Genomic DNA, 26,077 nt, shown 5'->3' on the forward strand with positions numbered 1-26,077 from the left:
ATAACGGTAGCATGGGGACATACATGATCTGACGCGACAGGGGGCGTGATGATCCGGGTCGAGAACCTGCACAAGAAATTCGGCGGCTTTTCCGCCGTGGATGGCGCCAATCTGACCATCGAAACCGGCTCCATCACCGGGCTGATCGGTCCGAACGGCGCGGGAAAATCCACATTGTTCAACGTCATCGCCGGGGTGTACACACCGACCTCGGGCCGGGTCATCATGGATGGCGAGGACATTACCGGCCTTTCGCCACACGAGCTGTTCCACAAGGGCCTGCTGCGCACCTTCCAGCTGGCGCATGAATTCGGCTCGATGACGGTCCGGGAAAACCTGATGATGGTGCCACCCCGCCAGACCGGCGAGACGCTGGTGAACACCTGGTTCGCGCGCGGCCGCATCCGCGAGGAAGAAAAGGCCCTGCGCCAGAAGGCCGACGAGGTGCTGGACTTCCTGACCATCAGCCATGTCGCCGATGAGAAGGCGGGCAACCTGTCGGGCGGCCAGAAGAAGCTGCTGGAACTGGGCCGGACGATGATGGTCGACGCCAAGATCGTCTTTCTGGACGAGGTCGGGGCCGGGGTGAACCGCACCCTGCTGATGACCATCGCCGACGCCATCGTGCGGCTGAACAAGGAGCGCGGCTATACCTTCTGCGTCATCGAGCATGACATGGATTTCATCGGTAAGCTGTGCGACCCGGTCATCGTCATGGCCGAGGGCAAGGTGCTGGCCCAGGGCAGCGCCGACAGCATCATGCAGAACGAGGCCGTGATCGAGGCCTATCTGGGCCGTGGTCTGAAGAACAAGGAGATGATCGGCGCATGAGCGACACCGGGACTTTCGGCGGACGCGGCAGCCGCGACGCTTCCATCGTGAACAAGAAGGGCCGGGGCGAGATCGACGGCACCCGCCGCTCGGGCCCCGTCCGCCCCGCTCCCGCGGGCGACCCCTTCCTGATCGGCGAGAACATGACCGGCGGCTATGGCCGCGGTCCCGACATCCTGCACAATTGCACCATCGCCGTCGAAAAGGGCGAGATCGCGGTCATCGTCGGCCCGAACGGGGCCGGCAAATCGACCGCAATGAAGGCACTGTTCGGGATGCTGAACCTGCGCGAGGGCTCGGTCCGGCTGAACGGCCAGGACATCACCGCCCTGAACCCGCAGGACCGGGTCAAGGCCGGCATGGGTTTCGTGCCGCAGGTCAACAACATCTTCCCCTCGATGTCGGTCGAGGAAAACCTGGAAATGGGCGCCTTCATCCGCAATGACGATTTTCGCGGCACCATGGAGCAGGTCTACGGCCTGTTCCCGATCCTGAAGGACAAGCGCCATCAGGCGGCGGGCGAACTGTCGGGCGGCCAACGCCAGCAGGTCGCAGTCGGCCGGGCGCTGATGACCCAGCCCAGCCTGCTGATGCTGGACGAACCGACCGCGGGCGTCAGCCCCATCGTCATGGACGAACTGTTCGACCGCATCATCGAGATCGCCCGCACCGGCCTGCCGGTGCTGATGGTCGAACAGAATGCCAAGCAGGCGATGAACATCGCCGACAAGGCCTATGTGCTGGTTCAGGGCCGCAACGCCCATACCGGCACCGGCAAGGAACTGATGGAAAACGACGAGGTGCGCCGCACCTTCCTGGGAGGCTGAGATGACGCTGTTTCAACTGACGGTCGTGGCGTTCATGATGGCCCTGCCCGCCTTCGCGCAGGACGCCGCGCCGGACGAACCCCTGCCCCCTGCCACCACCGAGCAGCTGCCCCCCGGCGGTCAGGCCCCGGTGGACCAGATCCCGGCGATCTCGGACGTGGCCCCCGATGGCGGCGCGCCCGATGCGACGGCGATGAAGATGGCCTGTCATTTCAAGACCCAATGCGTCGACACCAAATGCACCGAAACCAGCTTTGCCGGCAAACTGACGATCATCAGCGACGGCGCCGGCATGGCCGAGGCGCAATGGGATGACGACAAGGAATCGCTGGCACTTTCGGCCCAGCAGGAAGGCGCGGTCACCATGGCCTTCTCGACCGGTGACGATCCGGTGGGTCAGCAGATCCTGACCATCGCCGCCAATGGCGAAGCGCGCTTCACCTTCCACAAGACTGATCCGATCAGCTCGACCAGCTATCTGGGCACCTGCGAGGCTTCCAAGTAATGGATATCCTGAACGCCCTCGTGGCATTTCTGAATTTCGTCTTCATCCCGGCGGCGGCTTACGGTGCGCAACTGGCGCTTGGCGCGCTTGGGGTGACGCTGATCTACGGCATCCTGCGGTTTTCCAACTTCGCCCATGGCGACACCATGGCCTTCGGCGCCGCCATCACCATCTTCGCGACCTGGGCCCTGCAGGCCGCGGGCGTCAGCATCTACCCGCTGCCGACTGCGCTGCTGGCCCTGCCCATCGGCATCGCCGGCACCGCGCTGATGGTGCTGGCCACCGACCGGTTGGTTTACCGCTATTACCGACAGAAAAAATCCGATCCGATCATCCTGGTCATGGCCTCGGTCGGGGTCATGTTCATCATGAACGGTCTGACCCGCGTGCTGATCGGCGTGGACGAGATCCGCTTCGACGACGGTGCGCGCTTCGTCATCGACGTGCGAAGCTTCCGTGAATGGAGCGGCCTGACCGAAGGACTGGCACTGCGCACCACCCAGCTGATTACCCTCGTTGTGGCTGTGCTGGTGGTTGGCGTGCTGTTCTGGTTCCTGAACCGCACCCGATCAGGCAAGGCCATGCGCGCCTATTCCGATAACGAGGACCTCGCCCTGCTGTCGGGGATCGACCCCGAAAAGGTGGTGCGCCTGACCTGGATCATCGCTGCCGCCCTGGCGACCATCGCGGGCGTGCTTTACGGCCTCGACAAGGCGTTCAAGCCGTTCAACTATTTCCAGATCCTGCTGCCGATCTTCGCCGCCGCCATTGTCGGCGGCCTGGGCAGCCCCATCGGTGCCATCGCCGGCGGCTTCATCGTCGCCTTTTCCGAAGTGGCGATCACCTATCCGTGGAAAAAAGTCGCGGAATACCTGGGCTTTGATACCGGTTCGGCGATGCTGCAACTGATGTCCACCGAATATAAATTCGCGGTCAGCTTCGTGATCCTGATCGTGGTGCTGCTGTTCCGGCCGACCGGCCTGTTCCGCGGCAAAGCCTATTAAGGGGGTCAGAACATGGCAACGTCTCGTCAAGCCGAAGCCGCGAGCCCCTGGCGCGCCCCGATCCTTTTCGCCGTGCTGGTGGCGCTGTTCGTGCTGGAGGGCACGACGCGCAACGCGCTGTTCTCGGGTTCGTGGAACACCTCGCTCGCGATCCTCAACATGGGGCTGATCTCGGCCATCATGGCGCTGGGGGTGAACATGCAATGGGGCTATGCGGGCCTGTTCAACTCGGGCGTGGTGGGCTTCCTCGCGCTTGGCGGGCTGGCCCCGGTGCTGATCTCGGTCGCGCCGGTGCAGGGCGCGTGGAGCGCGGGGGGCCTGCGCGTCATGTCGGCGCTGCTGGTCGGCCTCGGCACCGTGGGCTTCGCCGCCATCGTCTGGCATCGGGGACCGAAGCGCTGGCGGGTGCCAGGGCTGCTGGTGGTGCTGATCGCCGGTTTCTTCGTCTATCGCTGGCTGTTCGACCCCGCCGTGATGGCGATCGAGGCGAACCAGTCCGCGCAATACGGCAACCTTGGCGGCCTCGGCCTGCCGGTGCTGCTGTCCTGGCCGGTGGGGGCGCTGTTCGCTGCCGCCGCTGCTTGGGGCGTCGGCAAGGTCGCCCTCGGCCTGCGGTCCGACTATCTGGCCATCGCCACGCTCGGCATCGGCGAGATCATCGTCGCCGTCCTGAAGAACGAGGAATGGCTGGCCCGCGGCGTCAAGAACATCACCGGCATCCCCCGCCCCGTGCCCTACGAGATCAACCTGCAGAAGGACCCCGCCTTCATCGAACGCGCCCAAAGCTGGGGCATGTCGGTGAACGAGCTGTCGGGGATCTGGGTCAAGCTGTGCTATGCCGGGCTGTTCCTGGTGGTGCTGCTGGTGCTGATCTGGCTGTCGGAACTGGCGCTGAAGTCGCCCTGGGGCCGGATGATGCGCGCCATCCGCGACAACGAGATCGCGGCCGAGGCGATGGGCAAGGACGTGACCGGCCGCCACCTGCAGATCTTCGTGATCGGCTGTGCGGTGATCGGCCTGGCCGGGGCGATGATGATCACCCATGACGGGCTGATGGCGCCGACCCAGTATAACCCGCTGCGCTATACCTTCCTGATCTGGGTGATGGTGATCGTCGGCGGGTCAGGCAACAACTGGGGCGCGGCGCTTGGCGCCATCCTGATCTGGTTCCTGTGGATAAAGGTCGAGGTCTGGGGCCCGCAGCTGATCGGATTGCTGACCATGCCGCTGCCCGATGGCACCGTAAAGCAGCATCTGCTGAACAGCGCCGCCCATATGCGCTTCATTGCCATGGGGGTAATCCTGCTGCTGGTGCTGCGCTTCTCGCCGCGCGGGCTGGTGCCCGAGAAATAGGCGCCCCGCGCGCGCCCGAGCCAGAGGGGCCTTCGGGCCCCTCTTTTCATTTCGCCCCGACCCGGCGACGCGGAAGTTGACTGCGCCCGGTGCCTGGCCTAGCATTTCAGGGTCTGAAACAGGTCAGGCTCGGGACGGTTGGCCCGGCCCCCGCGGCTCGCGGGTCCTTCCGCTGCCTGCAGCGGCCCAAGACTATCCAGGTCCCGGCGCGGTGCGGGGGCCGATAGAAAGGGGCACGACATGAAACCCGCAATCTCCGTCCTGACGCTTGGCGTTGCCGATCTGGAACGGTCGCTCGCCTTTTACCGCGACGGCCTCGGGCTGCCGACAAAGGGCATCATCGGGCAGGAATTCGCCCACGGCGCGGTGGTGTTTTTCGACCTGTCCGGCGGGATGAAACTGGCGCTCTGGGCGCAGTCCGATATCGCCCATGACACCGGATTGCCGCAGCAGCCGGTCAGTCCTACCGCCTTCACCGTCGGCCATAATGTCGGGCGCAGGGACGAGGTCGATCAGATCATGGCAGCTGCAGCACGGGCCGGCGCAGAGATCGTCAAACCCGCGCAGCAAACCTTCTATGGCGGCTATGCCGGCTATTTCCGCGACCCCGATGGGCATCTGTGGGACATCGTCTGGAACCCCGACCTGCTTCCCGAATACGACTGACCCATCCCCCTCGCATGAGGCCCTTTCACCGGGAGATCACCATGACCAACACGCAGCACTGGATCGGCCTTCTGCGTGGCATCGGCCCCACCACCCATGCGAAGATGCCGCTCGCCGCGCTGTGCAGGGCCTGCGAAGCCACGGGCCTCGGCCAGGTCCGCAGCCTGCTGGCCACCGGCAATCTGGTCTTCCAATCGCCGCTGCCCGAGGGCGAGCTGACCAAGATCCTGTGCCGCGTAGTAGCGGGCTTCGACCTCGACAATCCCACCTTCCTGCGCGGCGCGCCCGAATTGCGGAAAGTGCTGGCCCTGAATCCGATGCCGGCCGCCGCGCAGGTCCGGCCTCACCACATGCTGGTGCTGTTTCTCGACCATCCACCCCCAGCCGACCGCATCGCGGCGGTGACCGCGCATGGCGGCCCGGAGCCGGTTCAGGTCCATGGGCGCGAGGTGTATATCGATTTTCTGGACAGCGTCGGGCGGTCGAAGCTGACACCCGCCCGGCTGGAGCGCCTGTTGGGTCAGCCCGGCACCGCGCGCAACTGGAATACGCTGGTCAAGCTGGCGGCGGCTGCAGCCTAGCTCAGCCGCAGCTGTCGGCCATGACCACCGACCACCAGTAGGTGCCCCCCATCTGCACCACACCCACGCCCGCATCGTCGAACTTGTTGTGGACGAGGATCTCCTCGTCGGGATCATGGGCCATCCACGCGGCCACCTGCGCCGCGCCATCGCCGGCCCGTCCGATCAGCTGCGCCGAGGAACAGGCCCCGTATTCCACCGCCCGCACCCGATGAACGACCGAAGACCCGTTCGACCCCGCCACCGACATCCGACCCATCGTCGCCATATCGCAGGCATGGGCCTGGGCGGCGAAGGCCAGGTTCTTCTTGAACCTCACGGGCTTCTTGCCAAGGCTTTCGCGTTGGGCGTTCATCTGCTGCTGCAGCTGTTCGATCAGCGCGTTATCGGGGGCGGCGCAGATCGGGGCCAGCGCCTCCTCGCTGGGGGCGGGGAGGGATTGGTTGGCCATGGCCACGATCCCGACCGCCTGCGAGCTGTCGCCGGCCGAGGCGAGGTTTTCGGGCGAACAGGCGCCAAGCGTCAGGGCCGCCGCCGCGGCGGCCAGAGACGATGCGGCGAATGCCGGGCGGAACATGCGGACCTCCTGCAATTCAAGCGATTGTTTCGACGGGTGAAATCGCAACGCGGGCCGGGCTGTCACGGTTCCCGCGCGCGCATCCGGCGGTTCCCGCGCGCGCGGCACCGTCCAGCACCCTTGCCAGCCCGCGCGCCGCGCCGTAAATGCCAGACATGACCCAGCATCAGCGCCTTCTCATCATCGACTTCGGTTCCCAGGTGACGCAACTGATCGCGCGCCGCCTGCGCGAGTTGAACGTCTATTGCGAAATCCATCCCTATCAGAACGTCACCGAGGCGTTTCTGAATGAGTTCGATCCCCAAGCCATCATCTTCTCGGGCGGCCCGGACAGCGTGACCCGCCCCGGATCGCCCCGCCCGCCGACCGCCGCCTTCGAGGCCGGCGTCCCGATTCTGGGTATCTGCTATGGCCAGCAGGTGATGATGCAGGAACTGGGCGGGCTGGTCGAAAGCGGCCATGGCACCGCCGAATTCGGCCGGGCCTTCGTCACTCCGACCGAGGAACGCCTGCCCTTGCTGGACGGCTGGTTCGCCAATCCCGACCATCGCGAACAGGTCTGGATGAGCCATGGCGACCACGTGTCGAAAATCGCTCCTGGTTTTCAGGTCTTCGGCACCTCGCCGGGCGCGCCCTTCGCCATTACCGCCGACCCCGATCGCCGCTTCTACGCGGTGCAGTTCCACCCCGAGGTGCACCACACCCCGAACGGCGCGAAACTGTATGAAAACTTCGTCCGCGCGGCGGGTTTCACCGGCGACTGGACGATGTCCTCCTATCGCGAGGAAGCGATCCGCAAGATCCGCGAACAGGTCGGCGACAAGAAGGTCATCTGCGGGCTGTCCGGCGGCGTCGACAGCTCGGTCGCGGCGGTGCTGATCCACGAGGCCATCGGCGACAACCTGACCTGCGTTTTCGTCGATCACGGCCTTCTGCGCCAGAACGAGGCCGAAGAAGTCGTTACCATGTTCCGCGACCACTACAACATCCCGCTGATCCATGCCGACGAATCCGAGCTGTTCCTGACCGCGCTGGAAGGCGTCACCGACCCCGAGATCAAGCGCAAGACCATCGGCAAGCTGTTCATCGACGTGTTCCAGAAATACGCCAACGAGATCGACGGCGCCGAGTTTCTGGCCCAGGGCACACTCTATCCCGATGTGATCGAAAGCGTCAGCTTCTCGGGCGGTCCTTCGGTCACCATCAAGTCACACCACAATGTCGGCGGCCTGCCCGAAAAGATGGGCCTGAAACTGGTCGAGCCGCTGCGCGAACTGTTCAAGGACGAGGTTCGCGCCCTTGGCCGCGAATTGGGGCTGCCGGAAAAATTCATCCGCCGCCACCCCTTCCCCGGTCCCGGTCTGGCCATCCGCAGCCCCGGCGAGGTCACCCGCGAAAAGCTGGACATCCTGCGCAAGGCCGATGCGGTCTATATCGATCAGATCCGGAAACATGGGCTCTATGACGAGATCTGGCAGGCCTTCGTGGCCATCCTGCCGGTCAAGACGGTCGGCGTGATGGGCGACGGGCGCACCTATGATTATGCATGCGCGCTGCGCGCCGTGACCTCGGTCGACGGGATGACGGCGGATTACTATCCGTTCAGCCATGATTTCCTTGGCGAGACCGCGACCCGCATCATCAATGAGGTCAAGGGCATCAACCGGGTGACCTATGACATCACCTCGAAGCCGCCGGGCACGATCGAGTGGGAATGATCAAAGGCGAGTGGCGATGAAAAAGGGCGGGGCCATGGCTTCGCCCTTTTTCATTGCCGGCAGCTATCCGATCACGGCACTGCGGATATACCGCACAGGGCGCAATCACCGTTGCGCCGCGGGCGATCGGCTTCCCTGTCGCCCGCACCGCCCCCTCACCGGGGCGGCAAGCCCACACCCGATGCCGCGACTGCCTGGCCCGCTGGGATCGCGTTACAGTCCTTGCCAGACCCGCCGACCAGTGCTCCTATGGCTGGCGGGGCTATCCCAATTCGGCCCCATGGCAATTCCCATCCAGGTAGAGGACCCAGATGACCGAGAACGCCAAGCCAGAAATCCAGATCGGCACCGTCGAAAGCGACCCCTCGATTTATATCGAGGTCACCAGGGACGGTCCCTATATCGTCCACGGCGTCCCCCCGCTGCATGTCGAGGTGATTACCCCCAACAGCACGGGCCATTCCTGGACCTATACCGAGGGGCAGGCCTTCGCGGTCAAGAACGGCACTGCGCTGTGCCGCTGCGGGCATTCCCGGAACAAGCCCTACTGCGACGGCTCGCATCTGAAGGCAGGCGTCAACCTGACCGAAACCGCCCCTTTCACCCCCATGCTGGACGGCGCGCAGGAAATCGACGGCCCCGTCGTCAGCCTGACCGATAACGAAGCCTACTGCGCCTTCGCCCGTTTCTGCGACAATGGCAACCGGATCTGGAACGAGGTGCAGATGCCGGGTGAACAGCACGTCAAACTGGCGGTCTATATGGCCCATCATTGCCCTTCGGGGCGGTTGATCGTCTGGGACAACGCCACCCGCCAGCCCATCGAAACGCCGCAGCCGGCGACCCTCTCGCTGCTCGAAGATCCGGTCGAACAATGCAGCGGCCCGCTGGCCCTCGACGGCGGCATCCGCGTCCAAAGCGCCAGCGGCGAAAGCTATGAGATCCGCAACCGCCAGACCCTGTGCCGCTGTGGCGCGTCGTCCAACAAGCCCTTCTGCGACGGCAGCCACGCCTCGATCAAGTTCCAGGACGGGCTGGAACGCTGAGGCTTCGCATGCCCGGCACGAGGGGGGAATGGTCCACGCCATCGATCTGCGTCGGATGGCTGGATCGTTCCGCCGAGGCCTGCCGGATGACCCGGCCGGCTGAAGATGCCAACCACGATCAGAACAGGTCACCTCGGCAATCCGCCGCGTGCCTGCCCCGCTGGTTTCAACGGCGCATTGCCGACCATCCGCAGACGACCGTCTATCGCCGTCTCCGCCGCCGTATCAGCAGCACCCTGCCGGTCAGATCGACCGCCCGTGATTCGCGCCTCGGGCAGATGCCGGCAAACGACCACGGGACCGATCCGCAAACCTCTTGATTCCGACGGGGGATCGGTTCTAATATCTCCAGTCGCTAGAGATTCAGGAGGTTTTCATGTTCTCCATCGGTGAGATGTCGCGCCGCACCGGCGTGAAGGTTCCGACCATCCGCTATTACGAAGGAATGGGCCTGCTGGCCGCGCCGGAACGGACCGAAGGCAATCAGCGCCGCTACGGCAAGGCGGAAATGGAGAAACTGGGCTTCATCCGCCACGCCCGCGATCTGGGATTCTCGATCGATGCCATCGCCGCGCTGATTGACCTGCAGAATCACCCCGACCGGTCCTGCCTCGCGGCCAACCAGATGGCCTGCGCCCAGTTGGCCGACGTCCGCAGCCGCATCGCCCGCTTGCAGGCGCTGGAAACCGAACTGACCCGCATCGCGGATGGCTGCACCGGCACCGGCGAGGCGGGGGATTGCTATGTCCTGGCCTCGCTGGCCGATCATGGGCTCTGCGCCGAAGATCACCGCGACTGACGCGCCCGCGGCTGACGTGTCGGTCCTGTGCCCCGGCGACGCGTGCTTCCGATCGGCGATTTTGGCTGCATTCCGATGCGGAACAGCACCGCCGCGACATGGCCCGGCCCGCATGGCGCCTGACCCATGATTATCGCCGACCCATGTGCCGCGTCACCGAACGCGCGCCCCGGTCCGACGACATCCGCGCCGCGTCCGGGCCTCCGCTCAATCAGGCTGCTGCCCGGACCGGCAGACGGCACAGATCGGGACCAGCCCCGCCACCTCCGGCCCGCTGATGCAGCATTGCCCGATCCCGCAGAAGCCGGCCGGGATTTAGCCACCACACATCCGCATCGTGGGTTGCGCGACGGGCATCACGCCCGCACTATGCCCCCGGCAGGGAGGATGAGATGGGCAGAATCCATATCGGCATCGGCGGCTGGAATTTCCCCGAATGGCGCAACGGCGTCTTCTACCCCGAAGGGCTGCCCCAACGGCGCGAACTGGAATTCGCCAGCCGCGCCCTGACCAGCATCGAGATCAACGCCACCTATTACGGCAGCCAGAAGCCCGAGAGCTTCCAGAAATGGCACGATGAAACGCCCGATGATTTCATCTTCGCCGTCAAGGCCAGCCGCTTCGCCACCAATCGCCGGGTGCTGGCCGAAGCCGCCGAAAGCATCCGCCGCTTTCTCGGTTCGGGCATCACCCGGCTGGCGGGCAAGCTTGGCCCGATCAACTGGCAATTCGCCGAAACCAAGGCATTCGACCCCGCCGATTTCGCCGCCTTTCTGAACCTGTTGCCAGACGAACAGGACGGCACCCCCCTGCGCCACGCGATCGAGGCCCGCCATGACAGTTTCGCCACCCCTGCCGCCGCCGATCTGTGCCGCGCGCGCAATATCGCGCTGATCCGGTCCGGCGACAGCAAATTCCCGGAAATCGACGCCGAGACCGCCGATTTCGCCTATCTGCGCATCATGGGTACCGATGACCTGCCGGAGGGCTATGACGAGGCGGGGCTGGCCCGCTGGACCGAGAATGCCCGGACCATCGGCCGGACCCGCGACCTCTATCTTTACGTGATCTCGGGCACCAAGCGGCGCAATCCGGCGGCCGCGCAAGCGCTGATCGCGCGGCTGGCCTGAAGACCGGGCGGTGCGGCCCCGCGGGCGAAGACGGCCCGGATGCCCGCACGACCATCGCCAGCGCCTTGGCCGAGCCATGGCCTTCGCGCCGCCAACGGAAAGGCGCAGCTGGAACAGGCTGGAGCGCCTGCCGACACCCGATGCGCGTGTGCGCGGCGGTTGGCTCCGATCATGAAAACGACGCGGCGCTTCTGCCCACGCCACGCGCGTGGGATAGGGGTGACCCGCTCATGCGCCCGATCAGGCCCGGATCGCCCGGTTGGTTGTAAGCACCTCTGCGGGCATCCATGGGCGCGGATGTCGGATCTGTCGACATCGTGCAGCCTATCGCCCTGCGGGGTGACAATGATCGGATCCCCTTCCTGACACGCGCGACCGGGTCGGCGCGGGCGGTTCGTCTCGGCGCGGGCCTGTCCATATCCTTCAGACCATGACCGGATTGCGCTGACCCGGCGCGAGTCTCCGGTCAGCTGCGCTTGCGGCAGGACAGGGGTCCATTACGCGAAGGCCGCGCGCCTGCACAGGCGATGCCCAGCATTACGGTCGGGCCGCAGACCATTCCGACTGGAATACCGGATCGCCTTCAGGCGCGGTCTCCGCAGGTTGTTCGTTTTCGCATTCCCCGTGATCTGGTGGCTGCCCTTCCCGCGCGGAACGGCGCTGCCACATACACCGCGCCTCACCGTGCCCCCTCAACCAGCCATCATCCGGCCGCCCCATTCCCTGCGAGGTCGATCACGGTTTGACAACGCGGGCAACACACGGCACCACTTCACATGACAACACCGCGCACCCCCGAGGAGCCTTCGCAGAATGACCTGTCCCTGCTGCAATGCCGCCCCCGGCAAAGGCCATTACGCCGCCCCGCGCCCCGGTCAGGTCGCGCTGTCGGGGCTGCTGATCTGCGCCGATCTGGACCAGCTGAAAATCGTGCTGGACCATCTGCGCGCCCATATCGCCGCCAGTCGGGCCGAGCCGGGCTGCCTGTTCTTCGACATCACCCAATCGGACGATCCGCTGATCTGGCGGGTCGAGGAACTGTATACCGACGAGGCCGCACTGGCGGCCCACAAGGCCCGCACCAAAGCCAGCCTCTGGGCCGAAAAAACGGCGGCGCTGACCCGCGACATCCACCGCATCGACGGCTGAACCGCGAACGGCCCGCTCTCCGGCGGTCCATCGCAGCTGCGCCCCTTACCCCGCCAGTCTGCAGATCCGCGCCACCGCAGCGGCATAGCCATCCACCCCCAGCCCGGCAATCACGCCATCGGCGCGTTTGCTGACATAGGAATGGTGGCGGAACGGTTCGCGCTTGTGGACCTGGCTGATATGAACCTCGATCACCGGCCCTTCAAAGGCGTTCAGGGCGTCCAGAAGCGCGACCGAAGTATGGGTGAAGGCCCCCGGATTGATGACAATGCCCGCCGCATTCCCGCGCGCCTCGTGGATCCAGTCGATCAGCTGGCCCTCCCAGTTCGACTGCCGCGCATCGACCGTGAACCCCGAGGCGCAGGCCGCCTGCGCCAGCGCCTCGACATCGGCCAGCGTCTCGTATCCGTAAACCGCCGGCTCGCGCTGCCCCAGCAGGTTCAGGTTCGGGCCGTTCAGCAACAGAATGGTCGGCATGGTCTCTCCCTCAGCCCAGATCGCGCTGATATTTGATGAAGGGCGTGCGCGCCGCAACCCGATCATACAGCATCCGCGCGGCATAATTGTCTTCGGCCGTCAGCCAATAGAGATTGGCTGCCCCCCGCGCCTGCGCCGCATCGGCCACCGCCTCGATCAGCGCCCGCGCCACCCCGCGCCCGCGCGCCTCGGGCAAGGTGAACAGGTCCTGCAGGTAACAAACCCCCTCGGGGCGCCACAGGTTCGGGTGAAAGACGTAATGCGTCAGCCCCAGCAGCCGGCCGTCATCATCGGCGACAAAGCCCTGAAACTCTCCGGCCGCCCCCGAAATCAACCGCCCGAACGCCAGGTCAAAGAACGCCTGGGGCCGATCGGGGTAGCCATAAAATGCCTGATATCCTGCCCAAAGCCCCTGCCACTGGTCGCGGTCGCCCGTCTCGATCGCCCTGATCCGCATGATATCTCTTTCGCTCTGGCCCAAATATCCCGGGGGTCAGGGGGCGGCGCCCCCTGTCAGCCTTTCCGCCGGGCGATGAAGGCCAATTTCTCGAACAGGGACACGTCCTGCTCGTTCTTCAGCAGCGCCCCGTGCAGTTTCGGCAGCATTTCGCCGGGCGCCTTCTTCAGATCCTCGGGCGACAGATCTTCGGCCAGGATCAGCTTCAGCCAGTCCAGCAGCTCGGAGGTCGAGGGCTTCTTCTTCAGCCCCGGCACCTCGCGGACCTCGAAGAACTGGCTCAGCGCCTCCTCCAGCAGGCGCGGCTTCAGGCCGGGGTAATGGACCTCGACGATCTGCTTCAGCACCGCAGCATCGGGGAATCGGATGTAATGGAAGAAGCAGCGGCGCAGGAAGGCGTCCGGCAGCTCCTTTTCATTGTTCGAGGTGATGATGACCACCGGCCGGTGGACCGCCCGCACTGTCTCGCCGGTCTCATAGACGTGGAACTCCATCCGGTCGAGTTCCTGCAACAGGTCGTTCGGGAATTCGATATCGGCCTTGTCGATCTCGTCGATCAGCAGCACCACCTTGCCGGGCGCCTCGAACGCGTCCCACAGCTTGCCCTTGCGGATGTAATTGGCGACCTCATGGACCCGCGCCTCGCCCAGCTGGCTGTCGCGCAGCCGGCTGACGGCGTCGTATTCATACAGCCCCTGCTGGGCCTTGGTGGTCGATTTGATGTTCCATTCCACCATCGGCAGCCCCAACGAGGCGGCCACCTGCCGCGCCAGTTCGGTCTTGCCCGTCCCCGGCTCGCCCTTCACCAGCAGGGGCCGCTCGAGGGTGACGGCGGCATTCACGGCGATGGCCAGATCGGGCGGCGCCACATAGCTGTCGGTGGATGAAAAACGCATTCCGGCTTCCTTTATCTGCGCCGCGACCCTATCCGGGCCGGCGCAGGGCGGCAAGAATTCTCGGCGCAAAGGAACAGCGTTCAGGGTAGTGACAACCCCCAGCGCATCCGCTAATGGGGGCGCAACGGGCCGGGGAACAGGCACCCCGATCTGTCGGAGGACGCATGAAACCGCAGATTTTCCTGCCAGATGATTATCGCCCAGCAGAAGACGAGCCGTTCATGAACGATCGTCAGCTGGAATATTTCCGCCGCAAGCTGGAGGCCTGGAAGGCCGAACTGCTGGAGCAATCCGCCGAGACCCTGGAAGGCTTGCAGGACAGCGCGCGCAACGTGCCGGACCTTGCCGACCGCGCATCCGAAGAAACCGACCGCGCGTTGGAACTTCGGACCCGCGACCGTCAGCGCAAGCTGGTCGGCAAGATCGACGCGGCGCTGCGCCGGATCGTGAATGGTGAATATGGTTACTGTGAAGTCACCGGGGAACCGATCAGCCTGAAGCGGCTGGACGCGCGCCCCATCGCCACCATGACCGTCGCCGCGCAGGAAAAGCACGAACGCCGCGAGCGCGTCCACCGCGACGACTGATCGCATCGCGGCCGGCGCGGCCCCGGTCTACCCTGCCGGCCTTTCAGAAGGAGAGGTCGTCATGGGCCATCTGACGCATCGCGACATCACCATCATCGGCGCCGGCGTGGCCGGGCTGACCGTGGCCGCCGCATTGGCGCAGCGCGGCGCGCATGTCCGCGTGCTGGAGCGTGCGGATGCCCTGCGTGAGGTCGGCGCCGGGCTGCAGATTTCGCCCAACGCCGGGCGCGTGCTGGAAGCCTTGGGCCTTTCCGCGCCGCTCGATGCCGTGTCCGTGCGCTCGGAAGGGGTGGTTCTGCATGACAGCCATGGCCGGCAGGTCGCCGCCATGCCGCTCGCCCGCCGCCGCCCCGATGCCGCCTTCCGCCTGATCCACCGCGCCCGCCTGATCGAGCTGCTGGAACGCGCTGCCCGCGATGCCGGCGCCGAAATCACCCTTGATTCGCCGGTTACCGACCTGCCCGATGCGCCGCTGCTGATCGGCGCCGACGGCCTGCACAGCCGCGTCCGCGCCGCGCTGAATGGTCCCCAGACCCCTTTCTTCACCGGCCAGACCGCCTGGCGGGCGCTGATCCCCGACGGCGCCGCCGACCCCTTTGCCCGCGTTTTCATGGGACCGGGGCGTCACCTCGTCAGCTATCCGCTGGGCGCGGGCCTGCGCAATATCGTGGGGGTGATGGAACGCCCCGACTGGACGGCTGAGGGCTGGTCGCATGAAGACGACCCCGACCATCTGCGCGCCGCCTTCGGGCGTTTCGGCGGCCCTGTGCCGGGCTGGCTGGCGCAGTTGCAGCGCGTCGGCGTCTGGGGGCTGTTCCGCCACCCGATCGCCGCGCGCTGGCAGGATGGCCGACGCGTCATTCTGGGCGATGCCGTCCATCCCACGCTGCCCTTCATGGCGCAGGGCGCGGTCATGGCTATCGAGGACGCCTGGGTCCTGACCGAATGTCTGGACCGAATCGCCGATCAGGCGGCCGCATTGGCCCGCTATCAGGCCGCGCGCGCGCCCCGCGTCGCCCGCGTGGTCGCGGCTGCCAATGCCAATGCCCGCAACTATCACCTCTCGGGGCCGCAGCGGCTGATCGGCCATGCGGGGCTGCGGGCGATTTCCCGGCTGGCGCCGGGGGTTCTGCTGGGGAAATTCGACTGGATCTATGATTATGATCCGCTGGCCGAGCGGATTTCCTGACCCCGGACGAGGTCGGAAACCCGGCAGAAAGGCCGCGCCCGAACGATTCGTCGGCGCGGCCTCAGATCCTGAAGGCGCGGAACTCAGACCGCGTCCTGCACCGCGCCCACGATGCTGTCGACGACCTCGCGCAGGACGACCTCGTCCTCGGCCTCGGCCATGACCCGGATCAGCGGCTCGGTGCCCGATTTGCGGATCAGCACCCGGCCGGTGCCGTTCAGCCGCGTCTCGCCCGCCGCAATGGCCTGCTGAACCGTGCCGGCCGCCAGCGGATCGGCGCCCGCGGCATAGCGGACATTCTTCAGCATCTGCGGCACCGGGTCGAACTGATGGACCAGTTCCGACGCGCTGCGCCCGGTATCGGCCATCGCCGCCAGGAATTGCAGCCCGGCGATCAGCCCGTCGCCGGTGGTGGCGTAATCGGTCATCACGATATGGCCCGATTGCTCGCCGCCGAGGTTGAAGCCGCCCTCGCGCATCCGTTCGACCACATAGCGGTCGCCGACCTTGGTGCGCTCCAGACGCAGGCCCCGACCCTGCAGAAAACGCTCCAGCCCCAGATTCGACATCACCGTCGCCACCAGCGCCCCGCCGTTCAGCCGGCCCTGTTCGGCCCAACGCCCGGCCAGCAGCGCCATCAGCTGGTCGCCATCGGCCACCCGGCCCTTGTCGTCAATGACCATGATCCGATCGGCATCACCGTCCAGGCAAATCCCCAGATCGGCGCGGTGGTCCAGCACCGCCTGGGCCGCCGCCTCGGGATGGGTCGAGCCGACGCCATCATTGATATTGCGCCCGTCAGGATCGATGCCGATGCCCACGACCTCGGCCCCCAGCTCATAGAGCACATCCGGCGCGGCGCGGTAAGCGGCGCCATTGGCGCAGTCGATCACCACCTTCAACCCGTCCAGCCGCTGACCGGCGGGCAGCGTGGTCTTTGCATATTCGACGTAGCGCCCGCGCGCATCGTCGATACGCCTTGCGCGGCCGATATTCTGCGGCTCGGCCGGGCGGATCTGACCCGCGACGATGCGCTCGATCTCGGCCTCGGCATCGTCCGACAGCTTGTAGCCATCGGGTCCGAAGAACTTGATGCCGTTATCATCCGCCGGGTTGTGGCTGGCCGAGATCATGATCCCCAGATCCGCCCGCATGGAGCGGGTCAGAAACCCCACCGCCGGCGTCGGCACCGGCCCCAGCAGCAGCACATTCATGCCGGTGCTGGTCAGCCCGGCGGTCAGTGCGTTTTCCAGCATATAGCCCGACAGCCGCGTGTCCTTGCCGATCACCACCCGATGTCCGTTGCGACCGTCGCGGCGGAAGTACCGCCCCGCCGCCGCGCCCAGCCGCAGCGCCATTTCCGCCGTCATCGGGTCGGTATTGGCCCGGCCCCTGACCCCGTCCGTCCCGAAAAGCTTCCGCGTCATCGTCCCGTCCTTTCCGTCACAGCGCGCCACAGTGCCAGTCCCTGCACCGCGGCCGCCACATCATGTACCCGATGCATCTGCACCCCCTGCCCCACCGAAGCAAGCGTGACGGCGAGTGTTCCCGGCATTCTTTCGCGCGGCGCGGGCTGGGCCGCGATCTCGCCGATGAAGCGCTTGCGCGACACGCCCAGCAAAATCCCGCAGCCAAGGCCGTGAAACAGGCTGATCCGGTTCAGGATCGCCAGATTGTGGTCCAGCGTCTTGCCAAAGCCGATGCCCGGATCGACCACGATGCGCGCGCGCGCGATGCCCGCCGCCTCGGCCCGCGCGATGCGGGCGGCGAGCGCGTCATAGACGTCCAGCAGCACATCCTCATAGCGCGGATCGTCCTGCATCGTCGCGGGCACGCCCTGCGCATGCATCAGGCAGACCGGCGCGCCGCTCTCTGCGGCCAGGGCCGCCAGCGCGGGGTCGAAATCAAAGCCCGAGACATCGTTGATCAGCCCCGCCCCCGCCGCAAGCGCCGCCCGCGCCACCTGAGCCTTGCGTGTATCGACCGAGATCGGCCTTTCGCGCAGCGCCGCGATCACCGGCACCACGCGGGCAATTTCCTCGGCCACATCGACCTCATCGGCACCTGGCCGGGTCGATTCGCCACCGATATCCAGCAGATCTGCGCCTTGCGCGATCAGCTCACGTCCGTGCGCGATCCCGTCATAGCTGCCGCCATCGGAGAAGCTGTCAGGCGTCGCATTCACGATTCCCATGACCGAGGGCCGGTCCAACCCCACACCCATGACGGGCGCGCGCAGGGCAGTCAGCGCGGACAGCACTTCGGGCGGGGCCGCCTCGGCCGGCAGGATGCGCGCAGGAACGCCGCCACGCTCCAGCCGTTCGAGGCGCGAGAACCGCAGCCAGCCGCCCGCCAGCGGCAGCGCGCCGCCCTCCTCGGGGATGGGACGCCAATAGACGCTCATGCGCCGATCCGCCGCAGGGGGATCAGCGTTCGCAGCGCGGGCATGGGGACGCCGGGCGGCAGCGCCAGATCCAGCCGGTCGGCGCGCATCTTCTCGGCCAGCCAGACCGCGAGGGTCAGGGGATCGGCCTCCAGCCCGGCCACATCGGCGGCCATGCGCGCCGGCGCCCAGACGATGGGGCGCGATTCCTTCACCGCCCAGTCCAGCTCGGCCCGGTTGTCGGCCACGTCCAGCCCAAGCCGGCCGCCAAGCGCCCAGGCCGCCTGATCCAGCGCCAGCAGCGCGACCCGCCGCTCGTTGCCGCCATGGGGCAGCGGCAGGCCGGTGGCATCCGGGGTCAGGATCACCGCACCTTCGGGCCGCGCGGTTTCGGTGCCGTGGAACAGCACCACCGGTGCCAGCGCCGCGCCCTCGGCATCAACACGGCCCCGGCGGCGCACAAGCGTCACGCCGAGCGCGCCGGGCACCCGGTCCAGCTTCTCGATTGTGACATGGATGCGGCCGGCGCGGGGGTGGGCCAACACCTCGGCCGCGATCTTTTCGGCGAGCGTTTCCAGCAGGTTGAAACGTTCATCCGCCAAGGCCGCCGCCACCGCGTCGGTCAGCACGTCATAGGACAGGATGCGGTCGACATCGTCGCCCACGCCGATGACCGGCTGGGCGAGATCGACCGTCAGCCCGAAACGCAGCCGCTGGCGCAGACCGCGTTCGCTTTGAAAGGCGCCGATCTCGGTTTCGACAACATAGTCGCGCAGGTGAATCTGGTCAGGTTCGTCCATGCGCCCCAATTTCCAAAGAAAAGGCCCCACCGCAAGGGGCAGGGCCAGTCGAGACAGAAAGAAGGGGCGGTGGATTCCGGCCGGCCGCCTTCCAAACCTGTTCCGGCGTCAGTTGGTCGCGACGCGACGACCCTGACGGTAAAAGACATGGCTGCCGATCCGGGTCGTGCGGGTAAACCGTTTCGACCAGCCCGGACGGACGCTGGTGGTGTGGAAATAGGTCGCGCCACTGGTCAATGCGCGCGGGGCACCGGCGAGGGCGTCAGCGGCGATCTGGCGGGCACGGGCAGCGGCAGCCGCGTTCGACATGCGGCGGCCCTTATTATAAGTGAACTGGCCGCGTTGATTGACGACGCCGCACACCGAATTCGGGAAGGCGCGGCTGTCGACGCGGTTGAGGATGACCTCGGCCACCGCGCGTTGGCCGCTGCGGCCCTCGCCGCGGGCTTCGAAATACAGCGCCTCGGTCAGGCAACGCAGGGAATCGGCGCCGCCATAACGGGTCTGGACGGCGGTTTCGGGGCCTTTTGCCGGGTCGGCCTGGGCGGCCAGCGGCAACGCAAGCGACACACTCACAGCGATCGCGGCCAGTTTACGGGTCAGCGCAAGCATACAGCAGTTTTCCTGTCTCAGGGGTCGCCGGACCGCGTGGGTGCCGACGGATTGAGGGGGAAGCTACACAAAGCGCTTCCGCCGCCGCCACGTGCGAGGCTGTGAGGTTCCCGAATCCGGCCGATTAACCATTATTCCGGCGAGATCCCGCCGAATACTTTTGCGAAATTTGGCGGAATCACGCCATTTCGCGCTTGCAGCATCGCCGCGCGCTGCGCGGCAACCGTCCCGAATCAGGCGCTTTTCTCGCCCCGGTTGCGAATCGATTCCTGCGCTGCAGCAAGGCGCGCCACCGGCACCCGGAAGGGCGAGCACGAAACATAGTCCAGTCCGGCGCGCTGGCAGAAGGCGATGGATTGCGGGTTGCCGCCATGTTCGCCGCACACGGCAATGGTTATGTCCGGATGCGCAGCGCGCGCGCGCTGGGTTCCGGTCAGCAGCAGCTCGCCCACCCCGTCCTCGTCAAGGATGTGGAACGGGTCTTCGTCATAGACGCGCTGCTGGACATAGGCGCCCATGAAACGGCCGGCATCGTCGCGCGACAGGCCGTAAGTCATCTGCGTCAGGTCGTTGGTGCCGAAGGAAAGGAAAGCGGCGTGGCGGGCAATATCGCCGGCGCGCAGCGCCGCGCGCGGGGTTTCGACCATGACACCCAGCCGATACGCGAAGTCGCGGCCGGTTTCGTTGCGCAGCGCGGCGGCGACGGCATCGACGCGGGTCTTGACGATTTCCACCTCGCGCCGAGCCGAGACCAGCGGGATCATGATTTCAGGCACCACCACCGCGCCGGCGGCGGCACTGGCGATGGTGGCCTCGAAGATGGCGCGGGCCTGCATGTCGTAGATCTCGGGCACGGTGATCCCCAGCCGCACCCCGCGCATCCCCAGCATCGGGTTGAACTCCGACAGCGCCTCGATCCGGCGGGTCACGTCGGACAAGGGTAGGTCCAGCGATTCGGCCAACTCGCGCATCCCGTCGCGATCCTGCGGCAGAAACTCGTGGAGCGGCGGGTCGAACAGCCGGATGGTCACCGGCAGGCCGGCCATGATGCGGAACAGTTCGACGAAATCCTGCCGCTGGATGGGCAGCAGACGCGCCAGCGCCACCTTGCGATCCTCGGGGCGGTCGGCGAAGATCATCTCGCGCATGATCGGCAGGCGCATTTCGTCGAAGAACATGTGTTCGGTCCGGCACAGCCCGATGCCCTGAGCCTTGAACATGCGCGCGGTGCGGGCGTCTTCGGGCGTGTCGGCATTGGCGCGCACACCCATGTCGCGGAAGGCGTCGGCCCAGTCGAGAAGCCTGTTGAAGCTCTCATCCAGCGCCGGTTCCAGCAACTGTGCCGAGCCGGCCAGCACCTCGCCCGAGGTGCCGTCAATGGTGATTTCCTCGCCCTCGCGGAAGCTGCGGCCACCGACGCGCAATTCACGCGCGCGGGCGTCGATGCTGATGCCATTGGCGCCGACGATGCAGGGCAGGCCCAGACCGCGCGCGATCACCGCCGCATGGCTGGTCATGCCGCCACGTTCGGTCAGCACGCCCACGGCGGCGTGCATGCCGCGGATGTCTTCGGGCACGGTCTCGCGGCGGACCAGTATGCAATCCTCGCCCCGCATCGCCGAGGCCTGCGCGGCGGCGGCGGTGAAGACGATCTTGCCGGTGGCAGCACCGGGGCTGGCGTCGATGCCGCGGGCGATGATGTCGCGGGGGGCGCGCGGATCGATCTGGTAATGCATCAGTTCGGACAGCGCGCGGGGTTCGACCCGCATCACCGCCTCCTCGGTCGGGATGATGCCGTCTTCGGCCAGCGAAACGGCGATCCGCACAGCCGCGCGGGATGAACGCTGTACGCGCAGCGCGTCGATGATCGCCAGTTCGCCGTCCGAGATCACGAATTCGATCTGCATCTCGTCGCGCAACCGGGTGCGCGCGGCCAGGCAGTAGCCGACCAGATCGGCGAAAACCTCGGGCGCCAGTTCCTCCAGCGAGGGGCCGCGTTCGTCGCGGGTCAGATACAGCGTTTCCGCCCCCTGCCCGCGCGCGCGCCCCTGCATCTGCCCCTTGAAGCGGCCGGTCATCCGGCGCATCCCGGTCACGCTGTCGATCATCTGGATGGTGCCCGATCCGGTCAGCCCCGGTCCGATCGCCAGCGCCATCTGCTGCACGACCAGCCCCAGCGGCGCGTCTTCCGGCGCGCCCTTGGCCTGCCGCAACAGCCGTGCCGTCGGCGCATCCCAGGCCCGCGCCATGGACCGCAGCACCTCGGTCAGCTGGCGCACCGGGTCCTGGGGGAAATCCTCGTCCATCTCGGCGCGGTAAGCGGCAAGCGCGCGTTCCAGCGCCCCCTCGCCGTCTTCGGAAAACATGTCCGGGTCCAGCCGTGCCACATTGATCGCATAGGACTGCACGAAGCCCAGATAGATCGCATCGGCCGCGTCCTTGCCGCGCGTCTCGACCAGACGGGCGTGCTGGGCATCGTTGACGCCCACATTCAACACCGTCCCCGGCCCGCCCCATTCCGGCATCACCGCCGAGGGGCGCACGCTGACCAGCCCGCAGCCATCGGCAAACAGCGCCCCCAGGGCGGCGGTATCGGCGGTGACCCCCTGCGCGATGGCCCGCACCGCCCGCGCCGAGATCGCATGCGAGCGTGGCACCGGCAGGTCCATCCGCACCAGCCGCTGCAGGCATTTGGCGCGCCAGCCATGCACCGGCGCGTCCACCCCCGCGCCCGTGGTGATTTCGACGATATCTGTGGGTTCAAGGCTGCGTGTCATAATCTGCTCATCATGCACGGGCCGGCCTTTGCTGCAAGTGCGAGATAGCTGTTGTTCTCGGCATTTCGGCGCAGATATGATGCTGTACAGAACCTGACGGAGGCGGCGATGAGATTGACCGAACTGGCCCATGGCGGCGGCTGCGGGTGCAAGCTGGGGCCGGCCGTTCTGCGCGACCTGCTGGAAGACCAGCCGATCGGGCAGATCTTCCCGCAGCTTCTGGTCGGCAACGCCGAATCCGACGATGCGGCGGTCTGGCAGATCGATGACAAGACCTGCCTGATCGCGACCACCGATTTCTTCATGCCGATGGTCGATGATGCGCGCGATTTCGGCCGCATCGCCGCCACCAACGCGATTTCCGACATCTATGCCATGGGTGGGCGGCCGATCTTTGCGCTGGCGATCCTGGGCATGCCGATCAACAGCATGGACCCCGCCACCATCCGCGAAATCCTGGCCGGCGGGGCCGATATCTGCGCCGAGGCCGACATCCCCATCGCCGGCGGCCATTCCATCGACTCGCCCGAGCCGATCTATGGGCTGGCGGTGATCGGCCTTTGCGCGCCCGAGAACGTCCGCCGCAATGGCGGGACGCGGCCGGGGGACGCGCTGATCCTGACCAAGCCGATCGGCGTCGGCATCTATTCCAACGCCATCAAGAAGGGCACCGCCACGGATGCCGACATCGCCGAGATGATCACCTCCTGCACGACGCTGAACCGGATCGGCCAGGATCTGGCTGCCCTGCCCGAGGTCCATGCCCTCACCGATGTCACCGGATTCGGCGTGCTGGGGCATGGGATGGAAATGGCGCGCAGCGCAGGCTGCGGGCTGCGGATCGACCGCGCGGCGCTGCCTTTGCTGGATCGCGCCGCCGAACTGGCGGTCGCGGGGCACGGGACCGGCGCCAGTAGCCGCAACTGGGACGCCGTGAAGGCCGAGGTGACACTGCCCGCGGGCATCACCGCGCCCGAACAGACCCTGCTGACCGACCCGCAGACTTCGGGCGGGCTGCTGGTCGCCGTCGCCCCCGAAGCCGCCGACCGCGTGCTGGCCCGCATCCGCCAGCGCCACCCCAAGGCTGCGATCATCGGCCACGCCTTCGACGGCACCGGCATTGAGGTCGTCTGACCCCAGTTCGCAGAATGGCAAAGGCGGCGCCGAGCGCCGCCTTTTTCGATGTGACCAAGTAACCGTCCGCTTCAGGCCGGGGCCGCGCAGCGATAGTAGCGCAGGTTGATCCCCTTATCCTCCATCTGCATCACGCCGGGCGACAGGCGCAGCTTAACCAGACGGTTGAAGCCCTGACCGCCTTCGCCATTGCAGGACAGCTCGGTTTCGGTCGAATCGGCGCCGACCGTGCTTCTCACCGCCGTGCACTGGCTTTCGTAGAACTGGAACTTGTTGCCCTGAACGGTCAGCGCCCCTTCGCTGGCCGGCTTGCCGCAGTCGGTCGTGCGCAGATTATAGGCGCCGTTCAGACTGTTCGAGGCCTCCACCGGCCCGGACGCCGCTTCCGGTGCGGCCGCGGGAATGGTCTGGTCCAGTTGGACATCGGCCTCGGTCTTGGTGAGGACCTCCTCGCCGGGGGTACATCCGGCGAGGGCAAGGAAAGTGGCGCCGACGGCACCAAGGATCGTATAACGGTTCATGTCACTCCTCCTGCATGGGATCCGCAGGCGTCAAATCAACCCACGGCCTGATAACAAAGGCGCAACCCCCGGCATTCGTTCCCTAAATTCGATCCAAAGCTGGTCCGCCGGTGCCGATCCGCCACGCGAGAGGATGGATTTTTCCAGCTTTTTCGCGATTTCGTGATCAAAAATATTTCCGGCCTCGCGGAAGGCCTCGAACGCATCTGCGTCCATCACTTCGGACCAGAGATAGGAATAGTACCCCGAGGAGTAGCCATCGCCGGTGAAGACATGGGCAAAATGCGGTGTCGCGTGGCGCATCGGGATGGCCGCCGGCGCCCCCAGCGCCGCCAGCACCTCGGCCTGGCGCGCCATCGGATCGGCGGGCGGCCGGCCGCGATGGAAGGCCAGATCGACAAGCGCGCTTTGCAGATATTCCAGCGTCGCCGCGCCCTGATCGGCATTGCCCGCCGCGATGATGCGGTCGCGCAGGCTGGCGGGCAGCGCCGCCCCGGTTTCGAAATGCCGGGCATGGCGGTCCAGCACCTCGGGCTGTTCCAGCCAGTGTTCATACAGCTGGCTGGGCAACTCGACGAAGTCGCGGGCTACCGAGGTGCCCGAGATCGACGGCCATTCCACGTCTGACAGGATATGGTGCAGCGCATGGCCGAATTCGTGGAACAGCGTATGGGCGTCATCCCAGGACAGGAAGGCCGGCGCGCCCGGCGTGGCGGGGGGCGTGAAGTTGCACACATTGGTCACGATGGCCCGCTGGCCGGCGCCGATCTTGTGCTGCGGCTGCAGCGACCCGCACCACGCACCCGAGCGTTTCGGCGGCCGGGCGAAGAAATCGCCGAGGAAAATCGCCATTTCGCGCCCGTCGCGGGTGACCCGCCAGGCGCGCATATCGGGCGACCACAGTGGCGCGTCGAAGGCTTCGAATTCCAACCCGAACAGGCGGTGCGCCACGTCGAACACCGCGCCCAGCATCGCGTCGAGCGTCAGATAGGGCTTCACCTCGGCCTCGTCGAGGTCATGTTCGGCCCGGCGCTTGCGCTCCGCATAATAGCGCCAGTCCCAGGGGGCGAGATCGGCATTCACCCCCTCATCCTGCATCATCGCCGACAGCTGTGCACCGTCGGCATCCGCGCGCGCCTTCGCGGCGTTCCAGACCTCGGTCAGCAGGGCCTCGACACGGTCAGCGGTCCCGGCCATTTCGGGTTCCAGCTTGAAGGCGGCGAAATCGGCATAGCCCAGAAGCTGCGCACGTTCGTGCCGCAGCGCCAGAATTTCGGCGATCAGCGGCAGGTTGTCGGTCTTTTCACCGCCGGCGCCCTTCCCCGAGCCGCGCAGCGACCAGGCCCGCCAGGCGGCCTCGCGCAACTCGCGGTCATCGGCATATTGCAGGAAAGGCACGATCAGCGACCGGTTCAGCGTCACCACCTGCCCCGACAGCCCGCGTTCCTTCGCGGCGGCCCGCATCGCCGACAGCAGCCAGCCGGGCAGACCCGCCAGCCTGTCGTCGGGAATGGGCATGACGAAATCGCGTTCATCCGCCAGCACGTTCTGGCCGAACTGGTTCGACAGCACCGCCAGCCGCTGCCGGATCTCGGCCATGCGGTCGCGTGCGGCCCCCTCCAGCCCGGCCCCGGCGCGGCGGAAATCGCGCAGCGCCAGTTCGGTGATGCGCCGATCCTCAGGCCGCAGCGCATCCGCGTCCTTCCAAACAGCCGCGACCCGGTCATACAGCCGCTTGTCCATGCCGACCTTGCTGCCATGCGCGGCCAGAAGCGGCGCAAATTCGCGGCTCAGCGCCTCGCGCCGGTCGTTGGAATCAACCCCGGTCAGCGTATAGAAGACCGCGCAGACCTTGTTCAGCGCCTCCTCGGCGGTTTCCAGCGCGGCGACGGTATTGTCGAAGCTGGCAGGCGCGGGATCGGCGGCAATCGCCTCGATCGCGGCATCAGCGTCAGCCAGCGCCGCCTGCATGGCGGGGGCGAAGTCATCATCGGAAATCAGGTCAAAGCGCGGCAACCCGTGCGGGCCGGTCCAGTCGGTCAATTCGCGGTTCATGGC

General features: G+C 66.5%; 26 protein-coding genes. 15 read left to right on the forward strand and 11 right to left on the reverse strand.

The genetic code is table 11. The annotated features are described in order from the left end of the window. The first annotated feature begins 48 nt into the window (after positions 1-48). The 7 genes from H1S04_RS04395 (at position 49) to H1S04_RS04425 (ending at position 5,767) form a co-directional block, all read left to right on the forward strand. Positions 49-831 carry an ABC transporter ATP-binding protein gene (locus H1S04_RS04395; protein ID WP_181744316.1) on the forward strand — a complete coding sequence of 261 codons (783 nt, stop codon included), beginning with the start codon at positions 49-51 and terminating at the stop codon, positions 829-831. After that, on the forward strand, positions 828-1,658 hold the full coding sequence (locus tag H1S04_RS04400) for an ABC transporter ATP-binding protein (RefSeq protein WP_181744317.1): 831 nt from the start codon (positions 828-830) through the stop codon (positions 1,656-1,658). Before H1S04_RS04395 ends, H1S04_RS04400 begins: the two co-directional genes overlap by 4 nt. A 1-nt stretch (position 1,659) precedes the next feature. After that, complete coding sequence (locus H1S04_RS04405) at positions 1,660-2,163, forward strand: hypothetical protein (RefSeq protein WP_181744318.1); 504 nt, start codon at positions 1,660-1,662, stop codon at positions 2,161-2,163. Continuing rightward, on the forward strand, positions 2,163-3,167 hold the full coding sequence (locus H1S04_RS04410) for a branched-chain amino acid ABC transporter permease (RefSeq protein ID WP_181744319.1): 1,005 nt from the start codon (positions 2,163-2,165) through the stop codon (positions 3,165-3,167). Before H1S04_RS04405 ends, H1S04_RS04410 begins: the two co-directional genes overlap by 1 nt. A 12-nt stretch (positions 3,168-3,179) precedes the next feature. After that, complete coding sequence (locus tag H1S04_RS04415; protein WP_181744320.1) at positions 3,180-4,520, forward strand: branched-chain amino acid ABC transporter permease; 1,341 nt, start codon at positions 3,180-3,182, stop codon at positions 4,518-4,520. Positions 4,521-4,760: 240 nt separating this feature from the next. After that, complete coding sequence (locus H1S04_RS04420) at positions 4,761-5,186, forward strand: VOC family protein (RefSeq protein WP_181744321.1); 426 nt, start codon at positions 4,761-4,763, stop codon at positions 5,184-5,186. Between the two features lie 41 nt (positions 5,187-5,227). Beyond that, a complete protein-coding gene (locus H1S04_RS04425) occupies positions 5,228-5,767 on the forward strand; it encodes a DUF1697 domain-containing protein (protein ID WP_181744322.1) in 540 nt (179 codons plus the stop codon). A 1-nt stretch (position 5,768) separates the two neighbouring features. On the opposite strand, the gene H1S04_RS04430 is transcribed toward H1S04_RS04425, so the two are convergent. Further along, positions 5,769-6,344 carry a CAP domain-containing protein gene (locus H1S04_RS04430; RefSeq protein WP_181744323.1) on the reverse strand — a complete coding sequence of 192 codons (576 nt, stop codon included), beginning with the start codon at positions 6,342-6,344 and terminating at the stop codon, positions 5,769-5,771. Positions 6,345-6,499: 155 nt separating this feature from the next. Here H1S04_RS04430 and guaA point away from each other — a divergent pair, with 155 nt between their 5' ends. From guaA to H1S04_RS04455, 5 genes are all read left to right on the forward strand, one after another. Further along, entirely contained in the window at positions 6,500-8,062 is a 1,563-nt protein-coding gene (gene guaA, locus H1S04_RS04435; RefSeq protein ID WP_181744324.1) for a glutamine-hydrolyzing GMP synthase, read from the forward strand. Positions 8,063-8,373: 311 nt separating this feature from the next. Next, entirely contained in the window at positions 8,374-9,108 is a 735-nt protein-coding gene (locus tag H1S04_RS04440) for a CDGSH iron-sulfur domain-containing protein (protein ID WP_181744325.1), read from the forward strand. A gap of 376 nt (positions 9,109-9,484) precedes the next feature. Further along, positions 9,485-9,907 (forward strand): helix-turn-helix domain-containing protein, encoded by a 423-nt coding sequence (locus H1S04_RS04445; RefSeq protein WP_181744326.1) that lies wholly within the window; start codon positions 9,485-9,487, stop codon positions 9,905-9,907. 392 nt (positions 9,908-10,299) lie between these two features. Continuing rightward, a complete protein-coding gene (locus H1S04_RS04450; protein ID WP_181744327.1) occupies positions 10,300-11,037 on the forward strand; it encodes a DUF72 domain-containing protein in 738 nt (245 codons plus the stop codon). An 813-nt stretch (positions 11,038-11,850) separates the two neighbouring features. Further along, a complete protein-coding gene (locus H1S04_RS04455; protein ID WP_181744328.1) occupies positions 11,851-12,186 on the forward strand; it encodes a putative quinol monooxygenase in 336 nt (111 codons plus the stop codon). 45 nt (positions 12,187-12,231) lie between these two features. On the opposite strand, the gene aroQ is transcribed toward H1S04_RS04455, so the two are convergent. From aroQ to H1S04_RS04470, 3 genes are read right to left on the reverse strand one after another with little or no spacing between them, the layout of a single operon-like run. Then, positions 12,232-12,663 (reverse strand): type II 3-dehydroquinate dehydratase, encoded by a 432-nt coding sequence (gene aroQ, locus H1S04_RS04460; RefSeq protein WP_181744329.1) that lies wholly within the window; start codon positions 12,661-12,663, stop codon positions 12,232-12,234. 10 nt (positions 12,664-12,673) lie between these two features. Continuing rightward, positions 12,674-13,120: a GNAT family N-acetyltransferase gene (locus H1S04_RS04465; protein WP_181744330.1), complete on the reverse strand. Its 447-nt coding sequence runs from the start codon at positions 13,118-13,120 to the stop codon at positions 12,674-12,676. Positions 13,121-13,176: 56 nt separating this feature from the next. Beyond that, positions 13,177-14,016, reverse strand: coding sequence for a MoxR family ATPase (locus H1S04_RS04470; RefSeq protein ID WP_181744331.1), 840 nt, complete (start codon positions 14,014-14,016; stop codon positions 13,177-13,179). A gap of 164 nt (positions 14,017-14,180) precedes the next feature. Here H1S04_RS04470 and dksA point away from each other — a divergent pair, with 164 nt between their 5' ends. Then, positions 14,181-14,603 (forward strand): RNA polymerase-binding protein DksA, encoded by a 423-nt coding sequence (dksA, locus tag H1S04_RS04475; RefSeq protein WP_181744332.1) that lies wholly within the window; start codon positions 14,181-14,183, stop codon positions 14,601-14,603. 61 nt (positions 14,604-14,664) lie between these two features. Further along, positions 14,665-15,792, forward strand: a complete 1,128-nt coding sequence (locus H1S04_RS04480; RefSeq protein ID WP_181744333.1) for an FAD-dependent oxidoreductase — start codon at positions 14,665-14,667, stop codon at positions 15,790-15,792. A gap of 83 nt (positions 15,793-15,875) precedes the next feature. Here H1S04_RS04480 and glmM read toward each other — a convergent pair whose 3' ends face one another. The 5 genes from glmM to H1S04_RS04505 form a co-directional block, all read right to left on the reverse strand. Beyond that, the gene (gene glmM / locus H1S04_RS04485; protein ID WP_181744334.1) at positions 15,876-17,219 is read right to left on the reverse strand and encodes a phosphoglucosamine mutase; all 1,344 of its coding nucleotides are present in this window, start codon (positions 17,217-17,219) and stop codon (positions 15,876-15,878) included. After that, a complete protein-coding gene (folP, locus tag H1S04_RS04490; RefSeq protein WP_181744335.1) occupies positions 17,216-18,196 on the reverse strand; it encodes a dihydropteroate synthase in 981 nt (326 codons plus the stop codon). The genes glmM and folP overlap by 4 nt, the downstream gene beginning before the upstream one ends. Further along, the gene (locus H1S04_RS04495; protein ID WP_181744336.1) at positions 18,193-18,975 is read right to left on the reverse strand and encodes a dihydroneopterin aldolase; all 783 of its coding nucleotides are present in this window, start codon (positions 18,973-18,975) and stop codon (positions 18,193-18,195) included. The genes folP and H1S04_RS04495 overlap by 4 nt, the downstream gene beginning before the upstream one ends. Before the next feature lie 108 nt (positions 18,976-19,083). After that, positions 19,084-19,587 (reverse strand): cell wall hydrolase, encoded by a 504-nt coding sequence (locus H1S04_RS04500; RefSeq protein WP_181744337.1) that lies wholly within the window; start codon positions 19,585-19,587, stop codon positions 19,084-19,086. A 233-nt stretch (positions 19,588-19,820) separates the two neighbouring features. Further along, the gene (locus H1S04_RS04505; RefSeq protein WP_181744338.1) at positions 19,821-22,364 is read right to left on the reverse strand and encodes a putative PEP-binding protein; all 2,544 of its coding nucleotides are present in this window, start codon (positions 22,362-22,364) and stop codon (positions 19,821-19,823) included. Positions 22,365-22,472: 108 nt separating this feature from the next. Between H1S04_RS04505 and selD the strand changes: the two genes are divergently transcribed. Continuing rightward, positions 22,473-23,498: a selenide, water dikinase SelD gene (selD, locus tag H1S04_RS04510; protein ID WP_220185084.1), complete on the forward strand. Its 1,026-nt coding sequence runs from the start codon at positions 22,473-22,475 to the stop codon at positions 23,496-23,498. Positions 23,499-23,569: 71 nt separating this feature from the next. Here selD and H1S04_RS04515 read toward each other — a convergent pair whose 3' ends face one another. Together H1S04_RS04515 and H1S04_RS04520 are read right to left on the reverse strand one after the other, a co-directional pair. Then, positions 23,570-24,019 carry a hypothetical protein gene (locus H1S04_RS04515; RefSeq protein WP_181744339.1) on the reverse strand — a complete coding sequence of 150 codons (450 nt, stop codon included), beginning with the start codon at positions 24,017-24,019 and terminating at the stop codon, positions 23,570-23,572. A gap of 30 nt (positions 24,020-24,049) precedes the next feature. Further along, on the reverse strand, positions 24,050-26,074 hold the full coding sequence (locus H1S04_RS04520) for a M3 family metallopeptidase (RefSeq protein WP_181744340.1): 2,025 nt from the start codon (positions 26,072-26,074) through the stop codon (positions 24,050-24,052). Positions 26,075-26,077 lie beyond the last annotated feature (3 nt).

The sequence above is a fragment of the Paracoccus sp. S1E-3 genome (genome assembly GCF_013868135.1).
Lineage (GTDB): Bacteria > Pseudomonadota > Alphaproteobacteria > Rhodobacterales > Rhodobacteraceae > Paracoccus.

Coding starts and splice junctions, on each gene's coding strand:
- H1S04_RS04415 (WP_181744320.1), top strand. CDS start 3,180: ATGGCAACGTCTCGTCAAGCCGAAGCCGCGAGCCCCTGGCGCGCCCCG.
- H1S04_RS04480 (WP_181744333.1), top strand. CDS start 14,665: ATGGGCCATCTGACGCATCGCGACATCACCATCATCGGCGCCGGCGTG.
- guaA (WP_181744324.1), top strand. CDS start 6,500: ATGACCCAGCATCAGCGCCTTCTCATCATCGACTTCGGTTCCCAGGTG.
- H1S04_RS04420 (WP_181744321.1), top strand. CDS start 4,761: ATGAAACCCGCAATCTCCGTCCTGACGCTTGGCGTTGCCGATCTGGAA.
- H1S04_RS04425 (WP_181744322.1), top strand. CDS start 5,228: ATGACCAACACGCAGCACTGGATCGGCCTTCTGCGTGGCATCGGCCCC.
- H1S04_RS04445 (WP_181744326.1), top strand. CDS start 9,485: ATGTTCTCCATCGGTGAGATGTCGCGCCGCACCGGCGTGAAGGTTCCG.
- H1S04_RS04505 (WP_181744338.1), bottom strand. CDS start 22,364: ATGACACGCAGCCTTGAACCCACAGATATCGTCGAAATCACCACGGGC.
- glmM (WP_181744334.1), bottom strand. CDS start 17,219: ATGACGCGGAAGCTTTTCGGGACGGACGGGGTCAGGGGCCGGGCCAAT.
- H1S04_RS04440 (WP_181744325.1), top strand. CDS start 8,374: ATGACCGAGAACGCCAAGCCAGAAATCCAGATCGGCACCGTCGAAAGC.
- H1S04_RS04450 (WP_181744327.1), top strand. CDS start 10,300: ATGGGCAGAATCCATATCGGCATCGGCGGCTGGAATTTCCCCGAATGG.
- H1S04_RS04410 (WP_181744319.1), top strand. CDS start 2,163: ATGGATATCCTGAACGCCCTCGTGGCATTTCTGAATTTCGTCTTCATC.
- selD (WP_220185084.1), top strand. CDS start 22,473: ATGAGATTGACCGAACTGGCCCATGGCGGCGGCTGCGGGTGCAAGCTG.
- H1S04_RS04470 (WP_181744331.1), bottom strand. CDS start 14,016: ATGCGTTTTTCATCCACCGACAGCTATGTGGCGCCGCCCGATCTGGCC.
- H1S04_RS04455 (WP_181744328.1), top strand. CDS start 11,851: ATGACCTGTCCCTGCTGCAATGCCGCCCCCGGCAAAGGCCATTACGCC.
- dksA (WP_181744332.1), top strand. CDS start 14,181: ATGAAACCGCAGATTTTCCTGCCAGATGATTATCGCCCAGCAGAAGAC.
- folP (WP_181744335.1), bottom strand. CDS start 18,196: ATGAGCGTCTATTGGCGTCCCATCCCCGAGGAGGGCGGCGCGCTGCCG.
- H1S04_RS04520 (WP_181744340.1), bottom strand. CDS start 26,074: ATGAACCGCGAATTGACCGACTGGACCGGCCCGCACGGGTTGCCGCGC.
- aroQ (WP_181744329.1), bottom strand. CDS start 12,663: ATGCCGACCATTCTGTTGCTGAACGGCCCGAACCTGAACCTGCTGGGG.
- H1S04_RS04515 (WP_181744339.1), bottom strand. CDS start 24,019: ATGAACCGTTATACGATCCTTGGTGCCGTCGGCGCCACTTTCCTTGCC.
- H1S04_RS04400 (WP_181744317.1), top strand. CDS start 828: ATGAGCGACACCGGGACTTTCGGCGGACGCGGCAGCCGCGACGCTTCC.
- H1S04_RS04395 (WP_181744316.1), top strand. CDS start 49: ATGATCCGGGTCGAGAACCTGCACAAGAAATTCGGCGGCTTTTCCGCC.
- H1S04_RS04465 (WP_181744330.1), bottom strand. CDS start 13,120: ATGCGGATCAGGGCGATCGAGACGGGCGACCGCGACCAGTGGCAGGGG.
- H1S04_RS04500 (WP_181744337.1), bottom strand. CDS start 19,587: ATGCTTGCGCTGACCCGTAAACTGGCCGCGATCGCTGTGAGTGTGTCG.
- H1S04_RS04405 (WP_181744318.1), top strand. CDS start 1,660: ATGACGCTGTTTCAACTGACGGTCGTGGCGTTCATGATGGCCCTGCCC.
- H1S04_RS04430 (WP_181744323.1), bottom strand. CDS start 6,344: ATGTTCCGCCCGGCATTCGCCGCATCGTCTCTGGCCGCCGCGGCGGCG.
- H1S04_RS04495 (WP_181744336.1), bottom strand. CDS start 18,975: ATGGACGAACCTGACCAGATTCACCTGCGCGACTATGTTGTCGAAACC.